The 18859-nt window shown below is 60.2% G+C and carries 20 protein-coding genes; 5 read left to right on the top strand and 15 right to left on the bottom strand.

The window, feature by feature from the left end; genetic code table 11:
• Positions 1 to 575: 575 nt before the first annotated feature.
• Positions 576 to 1262, bottom strand: a complete 687-nt coding sequence (locus QYH69_RS21910) for an SOS response-associated peptidase (RefSeq protein ID WP_374992470.1) — start codon at positions 1260 to 1262, stop codon at positions 576 to 578.
• Positions 1263 to 1674: 412 nt separating this feature from the next.
• Here QYH69_RS21910 and QYH69_RS21915 point away from each other — a divergent pair, with 412 nt between their 5' ends.
• The 4 genes from QYH69_RS21915 (at position 1675) to QYH69_RS21930 (ending at position 5153) form a co-directional block, all read left to right on the top strand.
• Positions 1675 to 2469: a site-specific integrase gene (locus QYH69_RS21915; RefSeq protein ID WP_308833883.1), complete on the top strand. Its 795-nt coding sequence runs from the start codon at positions 1675 to 1677 to the stop codon at positions 2467 to 2469.
• Between the two features lie 73 nt (positions 2470 to 2542).
• On the top strand, positions 2543 to 3010 hold the full coding sequence (locus QYH69_RS21920; RefSeq protein WP_308833884.1) for a hypothetical protein: 468 nt from the start codon (positions 2543 to 2545) through the stop codon (positions 3008 to 3010).
• 145 nt (positions 3011 to 3155) lie between these two features.
• Positions 3156 to 4628 carry a 3'-5' exonuclease gene (locus QYH69_RS21925; RefSeq protein WP_308833885.1) on the top strand — a complete coding sequence of 491 codons (1473 nt, stop codon included), beginning with the start codon at positions 3156 to 3158 and terminating at the stop codon, positions 4626 to 4628.
• A gap of 42 nt (positions 4629 to 4670) precedes the next feature.
• Complete coding sequence (locus QYH69_RS21930; protein WP_308833886.1) at positions 4671 to 5153, top strand: hypothetical protein; 483 nt, start codon at positions 4671 to 4673, stop codon at positions 5151 to 5153.
• Between the two features lie 48 nt (positions 5154 to 5201).
• Here QYH69_RS21930 and QYH69_RS21935 read toward each other — a convergent pair whose 3' ends face one another.
• The 14 genes from QYH69_RS21935 to QYH69_RS22000 form a co-directional block, all read right to left on the bottom strand.
• Complete coding sequence (locus QYH69_RS21935) at positions 5202 to 5402, bottom strand: hypothetical protein (RefSeq protein WP_308833887.1); 201 nt, start codon at positions 5400 to 5402, stop codon at positions 5202 to 5204.
• A gap of 11 nt (positions 5403 to 5413) precedes the next feature.
• Entirely contained in the window at positions 5414 to 5818 is a 405-nt protein-coding gene (locus QYH69_RS21940; RefSeq protein WP_308833888.1) for a hypothetical protein, read from the bottom strand.
• A gap of 229 nt (positions 5819 to 6047) precedes the next feature.
• Entirely contained in the window at positions 6048 to 7025 is a 978-nt protein-coding gene (locus tag QYH69_RS21945) for a hypothetical protein (RefSeq protein ID WP_308833889.1), read from the bottom strand.
• 69 nt (positions 7026 to 7094) lie between these two features.
• Positions 7095 to 8897: a hypothetical protein gene (locus QYH69_RS21950; RefSeq protein WP_308833890.1), complete on the bottom strand. Its 1803-nt coding sequence runs from the start codon at positions 8895 to 8897 to the stop codon at positions 7095 to 7097.
• A 69-nt stretch (positions 8898 to 8966) separates the two neighbouring features.
• Positions 8967 to 9458: a hypothetical protein gene (locus tag QYH69_RS21955; RefSeq protein ID WP_308833891.1), complete on the bottom strand. Its 492-nt coding sequence runs from the start codon at positions 9456 to 9458 to the stop codon at positions 8967 to 8969.
• Positions 9459 to 9720: 262 nt separating this feature from the next.
• Positions 9721 to 10104 (bottom strand): hypothetical protein, encoded by a 384-nt coding sequence (locus QYH69_RS21960; RefSeq protein ID WP_308833892.1) that lies wholly within the window; start codon positions 10102 to 10104, stop codon positions 9721 to 9723.
• 92 nt (positions 10105 to 10196) lie between these two features.
• Positions 10197 to 10478: a winged helix-turn-helix domain-containing protein gene (locus QYH69_RS21965; protein WP_308833893.1), complete on the bottom strand. Its 282-nt coding sequence runs from the start codon at positions 10476 to 10478 to the stop codon at positions 10197 to 10199.
• Positions 10471 to 10641, bottom strand: coding sequence for a hypothetical protein (locus tag QYH69_RS21970; RefSeq protein WP_308833894.1), 171 nt, complete (start codon positions 10639 to 10641; stop codon positions 10471 to 10473). The genes QYH69_RS21965 and QYH69_RS21970 overlap by 8 nt, the downstream gene beginning before the upstream one ends.
• Positions 10642 to 10699: 58 nt before the next feature.
• The gene (locus tag QYH69_RS21975) at positions 10700 to 10906 is read right to left on the bottom strand and encodes a hypothetical protein (RefSeq protein ID WP_308833895.1); all 207 of its coding nucleotides are present in this window, start codon (positions 10904 to 10906) and stop codon (positions 10700 to 10702) included.
• A gap of 280 nt (positions 10907 to 11186) precedes the next feature.
• Positions 11187 to 13511, bottom strand: a complete 2325-nt coding sequence (locus QYH69_RS21980; RefSeq protein WP_308833896.1) for an SMC family ATPase — start codon at positions 13509 to 13511, stop codon at positions 11187 to 11189.
• Entirely contained in the window at positions 13499 to 14077 is a 579-nt protein-coding gene (locus tag QYH69_RS21985; RefSeq protein ID WP_308833897.1) for a hypothetical protein, read from the bottom strand. Before QYH69_RS21985 ends, QYH69_RS21980 begins: the two co-directional genes overlap by 13 nt.
• A 209-nt stretch (positions 14078 to 14286) precedes the next feature.
• Entirely contained in the window at positions 14287 to 15669 is a 1383-nt protein-coding gene (locus QYH69_RS21990) for a metallophosphatase family protein (RefSeq protein WP_308833957.1), read from the bottom strand.
• Positions 15670 to 15894: 225 nt separating this feature from the next.
• Positions 15895 to 17316, bottom strand: coding sequence for a hypothetical protein (locus QYH69_RS21995; protein ID WP_308833958.1), 1422 nt, complete (start codon positions 17314 to 17316; stop codon positions 15895 to 15897).
• On the bottom strand, positions 17313 to 17579 hold the full coding sequence (locus tag QYH69_RS22000; protein ID WP_308833898.1) for a hypothetical protein: 267 nt from the start codon (positions 17577 to 17579) through the stop codon (positions 17313 to 17315). Before QYH69_RS22000 ends, QYH69_RS21995 begins: the two co-directional genes overlap by 4 nt.
• Positions 17580 to 18207: 628 nt before the next feature.
• Here QYH69_RS22000 and QYH69_RS22005 point away from each other — a divergent pair.
• On the top strand, positions 18208 to 18834 hold the full coding sequence (locus QYH69_RS22005; RefSeq protein ID WP_308833899.1) for a DUF1845 domain-containing protein: 627 nt from the start codon (positions 18208 to 18210) through the stop codon (positions 18832 to 18834).
• Positions 18835 to 18859 lie beyond the last annotated feature (25 nt).

Raw genomic sequence — 18859 nt, forward strand, 5'->3', positions numbered from 1 at the left:
AAGCTGAGAGGCATGCAGGGTAACCGGAACGTGGACGTCTAATTCGTGAAGGTGCGATCGCACAAGCCGCGTAATCTGCGGTTCGTGCCCGCGACCCACGTGCTAAGGACGCGTTGGCTGGAATCGTCCCGGGGCTGCGCTTGACTTGCTGAGGGTCCGGCGTAGGCTGAGGTCTTCTTCAAGCACAGTCGCCAGTCGAAATTGGACAAATTCATCGTTGGAAAGTGGCCTTCGCCGCGGGCGTGCGACCCGCACCTTCCCGTCCGCGTGGCAATCAATGCTCACGAGCGCGCGATCGTGATCCTTCACCAACGCGTCGACGAGTCCTGGATTCCATTTGACAACTGTGACGACGGATACGTCAGGGACATGATCATGGACGAAATTGACATGGTCATTGAAGACCCCGAAGCGTACGGCATGTGCAGTCGCTGCGACATTCCTGCTGCCTGGATGTATGACGAGGCACATCCCGGTGAAGTGAATATCGGCTGTCCCGTGCTGATACCAGTTCAGGAACACGTATGCGATTGTGCATCTGGTCACCCAAGGCGGCGCAGGACGGCAGCGCCCAGTCACAACAGCTGCTGCTGATCCTGCTCCGCTGCCACCGTTTTTGGTTTGCGCGGCGGCAGCGGAAACGGCTCGGCGTGCATGGCTTCGACGGGATAGAGTTGAAGAAATGAGTGGGCCTCGTCGATCGATCGGCACGACAGCCAATCGCCGTACTCCGTCGGCGCCACGATCACCACCGAGCGCTTCTCGTCACCGGGCTTGTGAAACCGCTTCATAAGCGGATGCTCGTCCGAATTGACGGTCAGCATCGTGAAGGCGAGCGTCTCTGAGCCGTCGATCTCCTTCCACTGGCGCCAGAGACCCGCGATCGCGAGCGGGGCCCCGTCCGCCATGCCGATCTTCCAGCGCTCCGCTCTTCCCGTCTCGTAGTTCGGCTCGAAGAACGTCTGGCATGGGATCAGGCAAAGCTGCAGGTTCTTCCACGCGCCGCTGAAGCTGCGCTTCTGCCCGACACTTTCGGATCGTGCGTTCATCGTGTCGAACACCTTCACGCCCGGCGGGATGTGCCGACGAGGAACGATGCCGAACGACGCGGGTACGGTCTCGAAACCGTTGAGGCCGCGACGAAAGACGGGCGCGAAATAGTCCTTGTAGATCTCGGGCTTGTAATCGAAGTCCGGCCGAGGGAACAGGCTGAACGTATCCCAACGCGCGTCGTTCGGGTTCGCTTCGTAGCTGGTGCACATGGCGACCCTCCTTGAGCCGCCATGATAGTCCAGCAAGCGGAATCGAGAGTGACGGTTCTTTGATTCAAGGAAGGCGGCGATGCGTCCGCGGCGCTCGGAGCAAATTCGTCTCGGGATCAAAAGCCGTACAAAATCACCTCTCTTTGTGCGGCCAAAAGGTTGAGCGCCCGATATAAAGTTTGGACCATGCCACTCAAGTCACAGATGCCCCATCCCGCTATAGGCGGTTTTGACGAATCGGAGATTCGTCGGGGGTGTGGCCAACGCAAATTCAGTATATAAGGCGCACATGGACATGAATTCTTTGTGGCTATCTGCCCCGTCGGATGCCTATCGAATCTGGCAGGAGACGGAGGCCGTCGGGGCAGACCGACGGCCTTTCTCTGCGCGATCGCGTGTGCAGCACGCTGCAATGTTCGACCGCTTTCTCCGTCATATTCACGAGCGGCACGCGTCGGTGGCCACCTTCGACGCCGCGCAGATCGAATCATTTTTCAACGAGATCGAGAGTCGCACGATGCCCGGGACGTCGACGCGCTTGCGATACGCCAAGATGCTGAACCGGCTATGCCGCCATCTCGTCGACATCGGGCTGCGTGCCAGCAACCCGGCGTCTGACGTAAGCGCGTTTGCTCGTTGGCCCGAAGACGAGCCACTACCTCTTTACCTCGATCAGGCCGCAGACGAACGGCTGCAGGCGTGGACTACCCCGTCAGGGCTGGATAATTCTCGAATACTTCGAAACCGCGCCATCGTAGCGCTGTTTCTGGGTGCCGGCATATCGGCGGCCGAGTTGCGTCAGGCGCTTCCGTGCCATGTTGTCGTCGACGGCGCCAGGCCGAACGTCTATGTTCCCAAGCGCGGTGCCCGCGACCAACGGCGAGTAACGCTACCGCAGTTTGCATTGCCCGCTTTGCGCCGATGGAAGGACGTCCAGCCATCCGCGGATGGTGCTCTTCTCTTTCCGGCACCGGGTCAAGGTGGCGTGATGAACGACGTCCTTCTCGGCACCGTCGTGAAGGACGCGCTCGAGGGCATCGGCTTCGTCGCGCCCGACATGAGTCCGCGCATCCTGCGCAACACCTTTGCTCGCCGACAGCTGTTGAGTGGCCGCAGCAACCAAGATACAAGCGGGATGCTCGGGCTTGTCAGCCAACGAACGGTTACGCGTCTGCGTGACACGATCAGCGAAGCGCGCTCAGCTTGACTTTACGCGCAGCTCCGTAGGGTGGGTTACGCCGGTTAATCGAGATCGGCATAACCCATCGATCGGAGTTCGCATGCCTTATCAAACGGATTTTACCGACATCGCGTATCCGGACGAGTCCGGGCGGCCCTGCGCATTGAGTTTTCGCATCGCCATTACCGCCTCGTCGGAACGGCTCGCAGTCGTTCACTTGCGGCGCGTCAATCCGGCTTATCAAAGCCCGATGAGTTCATACATCGTTCGCGATCGAATCCTCAACCGGATACTGGACAGCCACTTGCGCGGAATGCCGCTCAAGACGGTCAGACTGGTGGTGGAGGATGGCGACAAGACTGCCATGTTTCCCATCGAGGTAGATTTCCAGGACTACATCGAGCGCCGAAACCCACACGAAGCAACGCCCGTCGCGACGGGGCGCGGCCTCTTCACACGGCGCGTGAAGATCCGGTCGGAATTCCTGCTCGCCGGCCTCACACGCGTGCATAGCAGTCATAGCAAACCGGTCGCAGTGCCAAAGGACATCGCGCGCGTTTTACGGTGATCGGATCGATCGGGCCGCGCAAAGGGACACGCATATCATGCTCTTTCCGCGGCCGGCACACCGCTGATGCTGAGACACTACTCGTTGCCACTTGACATTACGAGTCACCAGGTAGGCTGGTTAAACCATCCGCATTCGAAACATCATGAAAGAGATCAAGCCGACCGATGAGCAGCTCTTCACGCTGGATGCAGTTGCGGCCGGCGCAACGGTCAAAGTAAAGGCGTACGCAGGCGCGGGAAAAACGTCACAGCTGCGCATGATCGCCGAGCGCTTCAGTTCAAAGCGAGGGCTCTATCTCTCGTTCAACAAGGACATCGCAACGGATGCGAGAAAAAAATTCCCGCGGAACGTCACTTGTAAAACGGTTCACTCTGCCGCTTACGGAGCAACGGAAAAAGCTTTGACGGCAAGGCTCAACCTACCGAAGGAGCCGCCTCACCATCTTGCGAGCAGGTATGGGCTTGGCCCGGTTCGAGTCCCGACGATCATCGGCAAGAATATCGAACTGTCTGCATTCCAGGTCGGGCGACTGGTGGCGGACGGTGCGGCGCGCTTCTGCCGATCCGCGCAGGACAAACCTGAGCTATGGCATATCCCTGTCGATGAAATGATCACTGAAGCAGCGGCCGAGGAACTACGCTCAACGCTGCTGCCGTTCGTCGTACGCCACTGGAATGAGAGCACGGACCCAAATGGTAAGACTGCGATCACGCCCGACGTCTACCTAAAGACGTGGGAGCGGTCGCGCCCTCAGATCGGTGCGGACTTCATCCTTCTCGACGAAGCGCAGGATAGCGACGGATTGATGCTGTCGGTGTTGCGTCGGCAGGAACACGCACAGATCATCTACGTCGGCGATCCGTACCAGCAAATTTACGAGTGGCGCGGCGCGGTCAATGCAATGGAACACATCAAGGCGCGTGAATGCACCCTGACTGAGTCTTTCCGCTTCGGGCACCACTTCGCCGCGCTCGCTTCGCGTGTGCTGGATCTCCTGGGCGAACGAACCCCGCTCCGCGGCCAGTCGCACATCGAATCCGTCTTCTACGAAGAGTCAGACCCGGCCAGGAAGTTCGATGCCATCCTGTGTCGGAAAAACGTGACCGTGATCGGGAATCTCGCGAATGGGTTGCAGGCCGGGCACAAGGTAGCCGTCAGGGCGAACATCGAAGAGATCCTGGCCTTCGCAGACGGTGCTGACCGCCTGATGCGAGGCGAGCGTACGTTCAGCCCCGCGTCTCTGGCGCTGTTTGAAACGTGGCGTGACGTGCAGGAGTATGCCGCCAGCTACGCAGGCCGAGACCTCCTACCCATCGTTCAGATCATCGACCGGGAGGGGACTGCCTACTTGCGCGACTTGTTGTCACGCGCATCGCCAGAAGCCGAGGCCGACTATGTCGTGTCGACCGTTCATCGCGCAAAAGGACTCGAATGGAACCGTGTAAAGGTCTGCGGTGACTTCCGTTTCAAGACGGACGATGACGGACGCACCACACTTACCGATGAAGAGAAGCGCCTGCTCTACGTTGGTTTGACGCGGGCACGAAACGAGATGGATGTTTCCGAGCTTCGAACCGATTTACTTAAAGTTTTCAAGGACGCTGCCGAAAGGTAGTCGGGCGCCTTCAGCATCGAAAAAATTCAGAGAGAAAAAATCATGTTCGAGGAAACAGGGCAACCAGTCCAAAGCGTCGCCGAACTGGAGGCTTTACTTAGACGCGTCGCCGCAGACATCACGAGTGAGAACGGCGCGCGGCCGAACACGAGCGCGGCGTCGGAAGAATATCTCAAGAAAGGACGATCAATCGTCGAGCTTATTCAAAGACTGGAACGGGAGTATGTAAGGTTGACGGGGGACAGTCCGGCCGTACGCAAACGGGCCAAAAGCCTTGCCTACGAGTTCGCGCAACGTACTACCGGGCTATCTCGTGATTCCGTCAACCTCTATGCACGTTGCTACGAGAAATTTGGTGGAATGCCGGACGCCTGGGAGTACCTTAGAATCTCAGATATGCAGTTGCTGCTGCCGGACGATGCTGACGCCGACCTGATCACGTACATCGCTGAACGTAGGAGATGCACCCCGGATCTGCGTCGCGAAGAAGTCCGCGAACTCATCCGGCAGTACCGGATGGCTTGAGCTTGAATAGGCCGGGTCTAATATCGGCCTCAGCGAGCTCCTCTCTATCTACCCGTTTTCCGTTCTTTCTCTGGCTTCTGTATCGACCATATCAGGATCGGGAACGGAGACATACCGGTGCGGCTCACCGCGAATAGCCGCACCATTGTTACCTTCGCTGACCAGCGCACGGGCCAGGCTGCCCGCTGCAACGTCGTCGCGTATCAGGACGCGCTTGCCGTCCGCCTCGATCGCCCAAATTTCAAACATGTCGTTTTCCGTTACCCCCGCGACGCCTTGCGCACCGCGAGTCGATAGTTGTTGTCGATCCACTGCCTCGCCCATTCGATTCCGCGTTCGTAGGCCTGGGCCCGATAAACGCGGTTTCCAAGATCAGTGAAAATGAACCGCTCGTTATCACGCGAGACGATCACGCCCGAAACGAAAAGCCTCTGATTCGCCAGGATAGTCGGGGATGCCTCGATCTTCCAGCCTTCATACTCCGCGAACCGGTTCACGCGTTTCATGGGCACCTCCGATCGCATCCCGTCGCGTATGAGCGCATGCTGCGTATAGTCTAGATCAAAGTCGAATCCCCGCCACGTCCTGTGTTTCTTTTCTTCCCGCAGCGCCCGGTCGAGTAGCGGCGTGGAGTTAGCCATCTGCGGGCCGTCTGTCGAAGACATTGCCTGGTCGCTTGGTTGCGCTGTAACGTTTGCAAGGAGACGCGCGCCTATACTGCAGCGATCGCTATTTATTTTTCACAGGTGGTATCGGTTTGCATGTGCTGTGTCGGATTAACGGCAAAAGCGCGTGGTCTTTTAACGCCACCGAGGGAATCCCGTCGGAGCCAGAAAAAAGTAAAGCCCGCGGTTCCGAAGAACTCGCGGGCTTTAGGAAAAGGATTTGAGGCTGTCAGGCGGCAAAGGAAAGCCGAAACTGATCGCCGGCGGCAGGCGCGACGCGGCGAGTTGCAGACTCCATCCAACGGTCGACCTCCGCGATGCGGTGAGCGATCGTATTCGATACTCCGGCCTTTCGGGCCTTCACGCGCGCAGCGAAGTCGGCCGCCATTGAGTCTACGCTCGCTACCCAGTCGTACATCTTCACCCGCTCCAGCGCCTGTCCTTTCACCCCGAAGAGATGAAGGCGAGCGCCGGCCGGAAGATGCCCTTCGAGGCCTTCGAGAATCGCGAACAAGCCGTGACGCGGATCCGTAAGATGCCGCCGACATACAGAACCGAGGCCGATCAGCGCCGGCGGCGCAATCCACGGCATCCAGCGCTCCCACACCTGCATCATGAGGTCGATGCTACGGCGGTAATCGTCCACCGACCAGCCCTGCGCCACGGGTACGGGAATGCGAACCATGTTCTGCACCGCGTTCGCACTCAGCGTCTGCGCCAGTTGGTCCTGCCACGCATATACAACCCGGAGCATGCCTTCGAGCAGCGTCGCAGTCGCATTCACGCGATAATCGATCGCCTCTTGATCGACGGCCAATTCCGGCTCGCAGCACAGGTCGGGCTGCGCGACCCATGCCGCTCCGGAAAACGACGCCAGTTCTACGAACTGTCCCATTGTCCACGGATAGACTCCCGCAATCCCCGGCTGCCGACCCTTCGACTGGAACAGTTTCATGGCGGTGAAGCCCGCGCTGTCCAACGCAAAATCGATCTCTGTCAGATCGGTGGCGCCAGGAATGCGGAAACGCCCCATCTTCGGGTTCCAAAAAGCCGATGCGGAAACCATTCCGGCAAAGCCCTCATTGAAGGCGTGAAACGCCAGCTTGCCGCCGCTATGGGGAATCCCCGCGCGGATCAATAGGCCGTCATCGACGTGCGCATTGAGTTGCGACATCGGCACGCGGCCGGGCTCCAATTCAATTTGCATAGCAATGCTCCAAGATAAACGCGGAGCAGCCCATGCGGGCCGCCCCGCATGGGTGAGAAAGACGACCGCTTACGCGGCCAACGGAAAGAGATGCATCTGTTGCCCCTCGATGCCGCGCATCTGCGCGTCGCTGATCGCGTTATCAATGAGGTGCTGGTCCAACTCGGTGGGTGCGAGATTCAGACGTTCGGCGAGGCGGGCGAAATACTGACCGCGCGTCGCCATGTCCTGATAGCGCTGTGACGCACCCGTCGGTAGTGTCAGCATCGTTTCGTTGAGCCAGAAGCGCGCCGATTCGATTGCCGCATGGCTCTGAACGCGTGCGTACCACCCGTGGTCGAAAGTGCATGTCACGAATTCGCACGCCCGCGAAGCGTCTACGTCGAGTTGATCGCTCTCCTCAAAGTAGACGGTGCGCTCTCCGCCAGTGGTCTGCGCATACGCGGATAGCCGGTCCGGATGCCGATACGGATTCCACTGTTCCGCAGCATAGTCGCGCAACCCGTCGGTCGGTGCCTCTGCATCAAAGCCGCCGACCCGATACCAGCCATGCAACGGAATCGGGACTTTGGGGAAAACTTCTACCTGTGGAACGCGATAGCGGCGCCCGAGGCGATGCACTTCAAACCAGATCGATACGGCCGGAAACGCGTGCGGCGCGTAGTGATGCATCGACAGCATGAAATCGATCGCCACCAATTGGGCGGGGGTGATCATTTCAAACTGTATCTCGCACAGCTCGCGATTTTCTGGCGTATCAGGGATACGGCCGCTCGCGAGATCCGCATCGTGCTGCTCGGCGCGCTCCACTTCGAGTGCATCGAGCGTCAGCAGGTAGCGCAACAGATTGATCCGCTCTTTGTACGAGAGCACGTCAGGCTGAACGCGGATATAGCCGTTGTCGCTCAATGAGCGGCCTACCAGCTCACGCCGGTCGAGATCCCATTGCGTCGCGAGGAGATAGTTCCGGAAATCATTCAGGCCGGACATATATGCGTACTCCGGCTCACGGACCATCGATTCGAGCGAGCGATCCCGCTCCCCCGTCACGCAGCAGAAGACACAGCCGAACCGACTCCCGCACGCAGCACGCTGGCCGTTCTCGCCAAGCACAACACCGCACATTCCATCGTTGGCAGCACGGTAAAGATCCGAGAGGCGTTCGATGGTCCGTTGTGAGAACGCGCACGGGAAAGGCCGCTTCGCTTCGTCGGCGAAGAGTGTGAGCATCGTCCAGATGTCGTCGGTGGACCAGTCGCGTAGCGGCGAGACGGCGAGTGCACCGCGGCCGTCACGAACGGCTGCGGTCGCGCTTTCGCCACGTTCACGCATTGCTGTCCCGCGGGATGCGCTTTCGGCGAGCCGCAGGCCCAGTACCGTTACGATTTCGCGATCCCCACGCGTGGCAGCGCCGCGTTCAAGTGCCGCCCGCAATCGCCCCTGTGGGACCAATTTCCAATCCGAGGCACATGCACGTATGCGCTTGCCGTTTCGTACACCATTTTGTGGCGTGCGAATCAGTGTGCCTCGACCAATGGTCGAGACAACGAACTGCGCCGCGAGTGATGGCGTGGCAACATGGGTCGTAACCGACAGCCCCTGCCTGACGGCGAAGTGATCGATCTCTTCGAGCATCGTTTCAATGTGGCGGGCGAGGCTGCTGTTTTCGATGGTCGTGTCCGCAGTCGAGATGAAATGGCTGGGCTGCACTTCGCCCTTCATTGCCATACGGCGCACTGCCTCAAGCATGAGGATGGTGGCGCAGGTCGAGTCCTTGCCGCTCACCGTCCCGCAAAGCGGGTGGCCGACGCGGATGAGACCGATGAGTGCCGCAATCGCGGCTTCCATCTTGAGGATGATTTCGTCAAACATGATTGCTCCAGGGCACGGGAGCACTCCCCTGCGGGAGTGTCTCCCACAGGGATTAATGAATTGATAGGGTCAGTCAGCGAGTGCGTCTATTTCATCCACCATCTGGCGGTAGGTGATGAGACCTTCCTGATGCTTTTGCATGATGGCCGCACGTCGGATACCCTGCGTCCATCCAGCCGTTGAACCGACGCGGTCGAGCGCTCCGGGATCGGTCACGACGTAGCCCATGCGGAGCATGTCTTCGACAGCTTCGGGAAGCGAGTCAAAGCACATGTGGCCGATGAAGCCGTCCTGATCGAACTGCTGCACTCGCCATTCCTTCGCGCCGGAGGCATCCGGGAGTGCAAATGCCCAGGACTCGCGCTCGTTCATGCGGCACTCGATACCGGCCGGGTGGCCGTCAACCGAAGACATGAGACGTTGGTATGCGATCTGCAACGGACGGACTTCGTCGCGCAGGAGACGGGCGAAGTCTGCTGGGATGTCATCCGATGCTGCACAGACATTTTCCCAGGCCGAGGAACGGTAACGTTTGATGGTGCTGCGATGGATGATGTTCATGGAGGCTCCGGTGGATGGGAGCCCTCCCCTGTGGGGAGAAAGCTCCCACAGGGAAAAGAAGAAAGGCCCGCACGGGCGAGCCTGTCGATGCGCCAGTGGCGCGGGTTGTGTACAGAGCGTAACGGCAACAATGGGCCGTGACACCATGGAAAGATGCTGTATTTGCGATCTCTTTCGCCAGAGCGGAGTCTAATAAAAAAAGCCCGTCGAAGCCTCCTGGTTGGAGACTCACGACGGGCGGCTGCAGGTTTTCGAAAGGCGCCTAGGCGGGTTCGGCTACAAGTATGTGTGTCATCCATGCGGACGCCGATGGAAGGCGGCCAACGAGCGCGAGAATCTCCGTGTCTTCGGCACCGCGCGCCTCAACGCTGGAACCGTTCAGAATCGCCGCCTGTAGATAAAACAGGAATGCGAGACCGTCTGGCCCATGCTCTTCGGCGACCGCACCGAGCGATTCGACTTCGTCGAGCAGCTCGCGCACGAACTGCGATGAGAGGCCCGCGCGATGCATGGTCACGATGGCATTTACCGCGATATCGGCGCCGGCGCCAGGATTGTCATCAGGAATGTCCGCGCTGTCGATTGCCCTGGATTCAACCAGGCAACGCATCACGTCGTCGAAAAAATCACTGCAGGAGTACGTCATCGATCTGCTCCAGAGAATAGTGCGAGCAAACCGCGCCAACCGGGCGGTTTGCCCTGTTGGGAACGTGAATAAAGAAGGAAAGTGCTGTGGAGTCAGGCCGACCGAGCAACCTGCTGGCGGAGGACAATCGTCCCGCCGCGACCAACGTTGCTGCGAACCAGACCACGACGTGCCGCCTCGCGAAACGCCGCATTCACCGTGTTGAGGTGGAAGCCAAGGTCGTCGGCAATCGCCCGCTGTGATGGCAGCCGGTCGCCGGGTGCGAAGATGCCGAGGCTAATCGCTTCTTCAATCTGGGCGGCGATTGCCAGGTAGACACGCCCGCGCAGACGCGCAAAATCAGGACGCCAGCCCTGCTTCGGGTCCTTAAACATTGCTGTACCTCAAATGCCGGTCGAACGGCGACGGGTTTGCGCGCAAAGCTCGCGCGCCCGCGCCATGGTTGCCCATTGCTGCAACGGACTGCTGTTCCCAGAGCAAACAGGCAAGCGCCAGTAACGCTCCAATCATAGTCGCAGTCGCAATCTGCTTTTTCATGATCGCCTCTAAGTTTAAGCGAGAAGCCCCAACGCTCTCTCGAGCGTTGAGGTTCGCGTCAGGAGCAGGTTTTCGGATGCGCCGCAGGGAATACCAGCACGCGGCCATCCTTGCAGAGAACGAAGTCGCCCGGCTCGCCTTTCGGCTGCTGAACGACAATAGTGGGGATAGGCTTCGCCGTCTCGACCCTCGCCTGGGGTTGAGACGAGCAGGCGCACAGCGATGAACTGCCTGCTGCAATGAGCAGCATCAAAAGGTTGTTCATGGGAAAGACCTCACAGGGGCCGCCGCTTACGCGGCGCGCGATTCCAAGGGGATGCTGGCGTGAAGCGTCACCCACTTGCCGTCGATGAGAACGTCACGCATGCGTGCCATTCAGGACGTAGGTGTGAGTGGTGCCAACACGCGGGGTTGAGGCACGGACCGACACCGGGGCTTCGGTACGTGCGTACATGTCCTGCTTCTATTTCATTGCGTTCCTCGTTGAAAAAAAGCGAGGGAACGCCCCCGTGGGGAGCGGTCCCCACAGGGTTGAAAAGCGCCGTTCAGGCTGCGGCCAGGGCGGCAACATCAATCACGGCATCGGCTTCTGCGACAAGATCGGGCGTTTGCGAGATGAAGAACTCGCGCTCGTACCCGCCCTGTCGCAACACTTCCCGCTTCATCCGCATGAACTGCAGCTTGCGCTGCGGATCGAGCGGACCATCGGACTCGTCGCTGAACAGGGACCGATACGGCTGACCTGCGTTGCTAGCCAGGTAAAGCGCGATACCTCGCGTCAGGCACTCGTTGATCCAGACCTTCTGGCCACCCGACATCACCGTGACTGCCTTTGTGCTGTCGTGATCGGCGTCGTGTACGAGGATTTCAAAACCCTCGCGCAGTTCGCCGCTGGCCAGTGCGCGCTGAGTCTGGATCTCGACGGTGAAGCGCATGCCGTAGCATGCGAGCAGCAGGTCGTTCACCATCTTCGTTAGCGCAGGTCCAGCATCGTCGATCGTCAGCGCAATTACGCCCTCGTTGCCCAGGCCCTTGGCAAGCAGCTTCCAGCGAGCGATCTCATCCGAAATGCGCTGGGCACGCGATCGCGTTGCGTCGAAGCCCGCAAGGTCGGTTGCGATGGTCTGCCGCTCGACCTCACGTGTAGCCTGGGAACGGATCAGGGATTCGATCCGAGCTTCGGCCGCGGTGATTGCCTCACGGCACTGAACCAGTTGCCGGTCAATATCAGCGATAGCGCCGGTCACATCGTCGACGCCGAGGCGCGCGACTTCCGTGTCCAGCTCCTTCGCCTCTGTCATCAGCTGCAATTGCTGCGCCTCCCGGCGAGCACGCAACGTCGCTTCCTCAGAATCGAGCGCGGCCAATTCTGCTGTGGCCTTGCTCAGTCCCTCGATTGCGGCATCGAGCAGCGGCTTGCGCGCGGCGAGATCCACGGCCTTCTGCAGATCGCGGCGTGCGGTCGCAATCTGGTCGGTGACCGATTTCAGCTCCGCACGTTTTCCCGCAAGTTGCTGGACCTCGGGCGTGAGCTTTTCGACAGACTCGCGTTTCGTGCGGAATTCGGTACGAAGGTTGGTGAGCGAAATGCGTTGCTCATGCACTTTCGTATCGGCCTCGCGCGCCTGCGCAAGCAGCGGGCAGGTGTTGTGCATCTGGTGGCCGGCACACGGCACGGTTCCGATCACACTCGCCTGCTGTTCCAGCGCCTTCAGAAGCGTTGCCCGTGACGACCCTTCCGACTCCAGCCCCTTCAACCGGGACGAAGCCGACGTCAGTTCAAGCTGCTTTGCTTCGAGTACATCGATAGCCGCCTGAATCGGCGCAATACGGGCTTCCTCCGCAGCGATGCGCGCCTGTGCGGCGTCGCGCGCCGCGGCGGCTCCGAGAATCGCCTCTCTCTGCCCAATCACAGCGTTGTGCTCCGTGACCGCAGCGCGCAATGAAGTGCGCCGCTGTGCAAACCGGCGATCGTCGGCGGTCGCGTCGGTTGCGAGCGTTTGCAGCGCCGTGGCGATCTGACTGCGCCGCGTCGCCAATTCGCGTAACCGGGCCTGTGCGCTCGCATTGGCAGTCTGTTTCGCCACAAGCAATGCGCGCTGGTCGGTCAGGGCGACAACCTTGACGCTTAGCGCTTCGCGGCTCTCTCGAGTTGACGCGATTGACTGAACATCGGAAGCGATTGACTGATCGATCTGTGCAAGCCGGTCACGTTTCGCGCCGAGCGCAACAAGTTGCTGTTGCGTGGCGTCCAGCGTGCGGCCAAGCACCTTCGCGACCTCGCTGGCTTGCCCCGACAGCGTACGAAGGTCGTCGATATGCAGGAGTTCGGCCAGCAGCGCCTTGATCTCGCCCGCTCCATAGGAGGAGAGCGGACGTCGGTTCTGCGCCGAAAAAACGCTGGTGAAAAACGATTCCAGCGATCCGCACACCGATTCGACACACAGATCGTAGGTTTCAGCCTTGCCGTCAGAGACAGTGCGGTCGCCCGTCTGCATGGGTTGCCACTTGCCGTCGGAATCGCGCCAGGCCAGGAAATACTCGGCCTTGCCAGTCTTTCCGGGCTTGCGGAAAGCGAACGACGATCGATAACGAACGCCGCCGTGCTCCCATTCGAACTCCTTGAACGCCTGCGCACCGTAGAGGTGATCCCAGTAAGAGAATCCATCGACGGACAGCTTCGTCGCGCGTGAGGGCATGATCCGGTACGGATGGAGGTTGTCCATGATGGTGGACTTCCCCGCCCCATTCGGGCCCGTAAGCGCAATCAGACCGTTCGGCAGCGATTCGAGATCGAGCGTGATGCTGTCGCGCTTCATCCCGTCCCGAACACCAATAAAGCCGGTAAGTGTCAGCGTCAGTGGGCGCATGGCTGCACCTCCGGCGCGTCAAACAGATAATCGGAAGGCAGCCACGGCGCGTCGTCGTCGCTGGAGAACATCCTGCCAACGACGGGGTCGGGCATTGCGGCACGCTTCGCCGCTTCCGCTTTAGCCGCTTCAGCCGCGGCCGCAGCCTCGACAACCCGCTTTTCGAGCGAGCCATCAACGGCATCTTCGACGGTCCTGCAGACGGCAGCGTATTCGGAACTGGTGCGCCGGATCAGGCCGTCCCAGTTGTCCACGCCAGTCAGCGCGAGCAGCTCGCGCGGCCCCCACTGGCTTGCGTATCCCGTCTCGAACGACCAGAGCAGGTTTTGCATCTGGATGTCAGGGACGACCGCCAGATCGGACTGGTCCACGTTGACGGCCGCAGCGAGGATAAGAAATCGCCCGGACTGGGCAATCACCGCCCCGCGATGCTCGCCAAAGGGCGTGTGAAAAATGCCAGCGTTGAATCCGGCGTGGGCCGTGAGGACCTTGCCGATATCGCGTGGCGCGCGCTTTGCGCTGAAATGCCGGACCCATTGGGCGCCAGCAGGATAAAGACCAAACATGATGACACTCCGCAGAAAATGGGCGGAGTGCATCCCGGAAGGGATGAATCCCCGCCAGGGTTAAAGACAAAAGATGGATGCAGCGAACTGCGATCGATGCGTCAAAGACGCAGGTGAACCTTGTTTCGGTAGCGCACGTCGCAGCGCGCTACCGGAACACGGCTTTGTTCCGCGCGAGAGTGCCGTAATGGCCACTCCCGCTATGGCGGCTAAGCCGCAAACAGATCATCGTTGAGCCAGTCGAGCGTCGACGTAGCGGGCGCCGACTTTGCCGGTTGAGGCTCGGCGGCAGGTGCAGCGTCTTCCAGCGCCGGTGTTGATGCCGCCGGATGCGGCAGCACGACGGCGAGAGGCGGCGACTGCGCTAGCGAGTCAATACGTTCAAGCACACCGGCAGCGATCGCTTCCGCGTCGCCCGAAGCGAGCAGCTGCAATCGCTGCTGCAGCGGGTCGGCTTCGACATTGGCCAGATCGCACCAGCGCGCGAGCTTTCCCTCGACAGTCGTTTCCAGGCTGATGCCCTGGGCACGGCTGCGCACAACAGGCAAGATTCGGGCTTCCACCTTGAGATCCGCCGCACCAGAAAACAGCGCCTTGATAGCCTCGCGGTCAACCGCCTGCCGATGCTCCTCGTCGATCTGCCAGCGCACCCGCACGAACTTGTCACCGACGTCCGCCGCGATTTCTTCCAGCCGCGCCATGTCGGGCGGACCGTCGAAATCGATGCAGATCATCTGGCGTGACGGCGTGGGAACGAGCGTTGCCGTCGCGCTGCCCGGCTCAACATTCCAGGCGAGATAACCCTTATCGCCTTCCTCGCCGTAATGGAACCGCCCGATCGATCCAGGGTAAGCGACCAGCCTGCTATCGCGCTCCCACTGCTGCTCCTTGTGGATATGACCCAGCATGAATCCATCGCATTCAGCATCAAACAGCGCCGTCAACGAGAATTCGTGATCGAAGCCAGCCATCACAACGCCGTGCTCAGTCGTGCAGCCGTTGACCGTGCCATGCGACACGCCCACCGTACGTATACCCAAAGCGCGGAACTGTCTGTTCACCCGGCCTGCCGCCGCCAGAAATGCGCCAAGCACATCGCCGAGTCCCGTACCGGCCTCGAGCGCGCCAACGCTCGCGGCAAGCTGGCCCTTGTTGACCGTGGGAAGGCAGGTGAACACGACTTCGGGGTTCAGGTCGATGAACTTGCGTAGCTCGTCATCGGAGAACACGGCCCCTTTCGACGCCCAGAACCGACCATCGATCAGCGCGACCTGAGAAACGCGGTCCGCTACGAAGATCTGATGCGTGCCGCCCATGAGCGCGAAGTTGTCGAGCGTGCCCGGAGGCTCGTGCGAAAACGTGCCTTGAAGCATGAGAACAGGCATCGAATTGGCCAGCCGGTGAACCTGCGTGGCCAGCGCATTCAGCGACGGCGCGTGTGCGTCGAGACGATGGTCAGTCGAGTCGCCCGAGATCACGCCGACCTCGGCGCCACGCTCAATCGCATCGCTGACAGCGAAGCTGAAGCAACGATCCGATTCGACCAGATTGTCCGGCGCGTAATGCAGATCAGAGAAATGTGCGAGTTGCAATTTCGCCTCCAGAAATAAAAATGGCCGCCCGCGGGCAGCCTGGATGGAATTGACGTCCGCAAGGACGTGTGAAAAAGCGATGGCCGTGAACACGGCGCGATTTCGATGCGCGGGATGCGCTGTCGAAACGATTTGAGCAAACGCAGGGTTGCTGAAATGGTCTCGATGATGAGTAGAAGAAAACCAGCCCCGAAGGGCTGGCAATGGATTAGAGGATTACGAAAGTCAGTCGAGAAACGTCGGCTGCTTGGCCGCGTCGATCTCACGATCGAGCTCGGCGGGGTCAGTCAGCGCCTTGACCAGCCTTTCATTCATGCGATCGACGTCGGCCACTCGCTCAGCCCAGCCGCGCCCAAACACCGTGTGCGCGTATATCCGGAAATCCTGCTGCCGGCTATCCGCGCTCAGGCCCAACCGCTGAAGCAGGTCAGACATGCGCTCACGCTTCTCGGACAGCGACTCGGCCGCTTCGCCTTCGCTGCTGCCGTGAACCGATAGAACGTGCTGCAGGAGCGGACCGCTAGCAGGCGCCGTATCCGCCGGATGCCCGGTCGGGTGTTCCGACGGCGACTCTGCCGGTTGCGTCGAGGCAACCGCCGGCGATGCGCCACCAGCTTCGGAGGCCTCGTCGGATTGCTTCACCAGCTCACCCGACTGCTCTACGACGTTGACGATCGGAACCACGTTACCGCTGGCTTCGATCAAGGCAACCGCTTGATTTGCGGCGTCGAGCGCCGGCACCGCGTCCTCGGCTGCGTCGAGCAGCGCACCGATATCGATATCGGCATCGAGCACAGTAAGCATCTGCGGCGTGCGTACTGCCTCGCCGTGCTCGTTGATCCGCGTGATATCGAACTCCCGCTTCGTGATCCAGAATCGCGTACCTGTTAGCTTGCCTCGCGCAAGCTGTACGGTCTGCATCGCCGAGTACGCTTTCTGTAACACATAGATCGAGTTGGTCGGCAGTTCGATGAGCCCAAGACCCTTGATGTCTGGCACGGCGAAGATGAAACTCGCCGACAGGTTGCATTGACGCGCCTGATACTGCGGACACTGTTCAGGGTCGCAGATGCCATCGTGAATCGCGTCATCCTGACGACGGATGACGGTGCGGCCGCCGAAGTGCCGAACAGCACGTTGCGCACGTTGATCGCGGGCGACCTTCGCATACGTCATGCAGTACCGGATGCCGTCACGCTCATACTGTGACCAGAATTTCCGGCCATTCGTACCGTAGACGGTCATCTGATTCGGCAGGTTCTGCATCCAGTCGTTGAACGCAAACAGCACCGGGAAGCGATACAGCTTGAGCCCATCGCCGCGATCTTCGCCGTAGAGTTTCAGGATCTCGTCGGCAACATCGGGATTGGTGAAGTCCGACCGGCGACACGTAAAGTACGGCGTGTTCCTCGGCGCGAGTGCGTTTTTCAGGTTGCATTTCGATTCGAGCGCCATCGCGATCGCGTCGAACGATTCACCTGCTGCGACCATGCTGTCGTAAAGCTCAACCGCGCGAGCATTCGCGCGTGCTCTCGAAGTGAGAACCTTGATACCCGGGCGAATGTGCCCGATCACCGGCGGACGCATGGCCCGCTCTTCAACGACGCTGCGAACAGGGCCGTTGACCAGATTGACTACTGCGTTCATGAGAGTTTCCTCGCGAGAAAGAAAATGGCCGTTGTCCGCAACTCCCCGGCTGACTGCTCCAGTTCGTGTGCTGCCGCCTCTCCGCGGCGTTCGGCTACATGGGAAAGAAAGACGCGGCGTTCCGGATCGCTGTATTTCGCGACTTGGGCAACCTCGCAACGCTGTCGCCATGCTGGCGACGTGGTATCGGCATCTGCGCGCTCTTCGTCGATCGTGCGGCTGATCGCTTCGGCTATGCGCTGGTCAAGACGGTCAGGAAGCAATGAAGACCTCCAACGGGACAGAAACAACGGACGAAAAAAAACGCGTCCCTCGGTGTGAGGAACGCGTTTCGGGATTCGATGGAAATGACCCGAGCGCCACAACCCTTCCGGGGTTGTGGCGCTCAGGGAGCCGCAAGGCTCAAATACGAGGGCGTAAGTCGCCCTCGCGCAGCATGGTCACGCTGCGCTACAGCCCATTTTCGGAAAATTCATTCCGCCGCAGGATCACGGTTCAGTCCACTTCGATCGTTCTACCCAGACGGGCACTGGAGAGAGAACACCCGATGTCCGGGTCCGAACGATGTCACAGCGCAAATGAATGCGGCCGGTGACGAGTTTTATGACTGAATGAATGGGGAGCGCGGGCTGGGCGCTCATCAGAAGAAAATTCCACACCAGTTGCCAGCTGGTCGGAGCATGCACAGAGGCACGGCTTGTACAGAAGATGGACTCCGGGCTAGCCGGGTCAGTGTCGATGCGTCAGTGACGCAGGAAGTAGAGTCAGTATTGCGCGAAATCTGGCCAGCAACGCTCCGAAAGGTCACGAAAACAGTGCAGCTTTTGACCGCATATCGTCTGACGTGGTCGCGCAAAATGGCCGGTGAGAGAGACCACCCGAAGAATTCACATGGCCGAAGTTCTTGAACAGACGTCGGAGCCGGGCCCGCGCCCCGACATTGCACCGGATCATCCAACAGCGGGCACCGTCGCGCAACCTCAGCAGTCTCCTGTCTCGGTGGCGGCGAGTAGTGGCCTGAAACCGATTGAACGTCTCACGAGCGACTCACGGGTTGCGCGTATCAATCCGGAGTCAGATGCCAAGACCGTTCTCCGCTACTCGTCCCTGTTCGCGCGGAACTACATTCGCTCCGACTATAACTTCTGCGCGGCGAAGATTGCGGTTGCACGCGGCGGGAAAGTGCGCGCGCTCGAGGCGGCACTGCGCGAAACCTCCGAGTGGCTGCGCAAGACCGAGCAATGGCTACTGCGCCAAAACGCGCGCCCCATCGAATTGCCGCACGATCTGATCGAATTGACGATCACGCGGCCGCTCGCGGGATTGCTCGTCCGGTGTCTCACGCAATATGACCGTGTGTACGTCCGGTCTACCGAGCGCGTCGTACAGGGCAAGATCACTGGCGACGAGCGCGCGCGCATCCTCAACAACGCTGAGCGCAGGCTCAAACAGATCGTGCAGATCTGCATGCCGGATAACGACCAGTACGACGTCGTCGGCGAGCGACGCGAGCAATAGCGCTCCGCAATTCTTCGCAGACCAT

The sequence above is a fragment of the Paraburkholderia sp. SARCC-3016 genome, from assembly GCF_031119615.1.
In the GTDB taxonomy this organism is placed as follows: Bacteria; Pseudomonadota; Gammaproteobacteria; order Burkholderiales; family Burkholderiaceae; genus Paraburkholderia.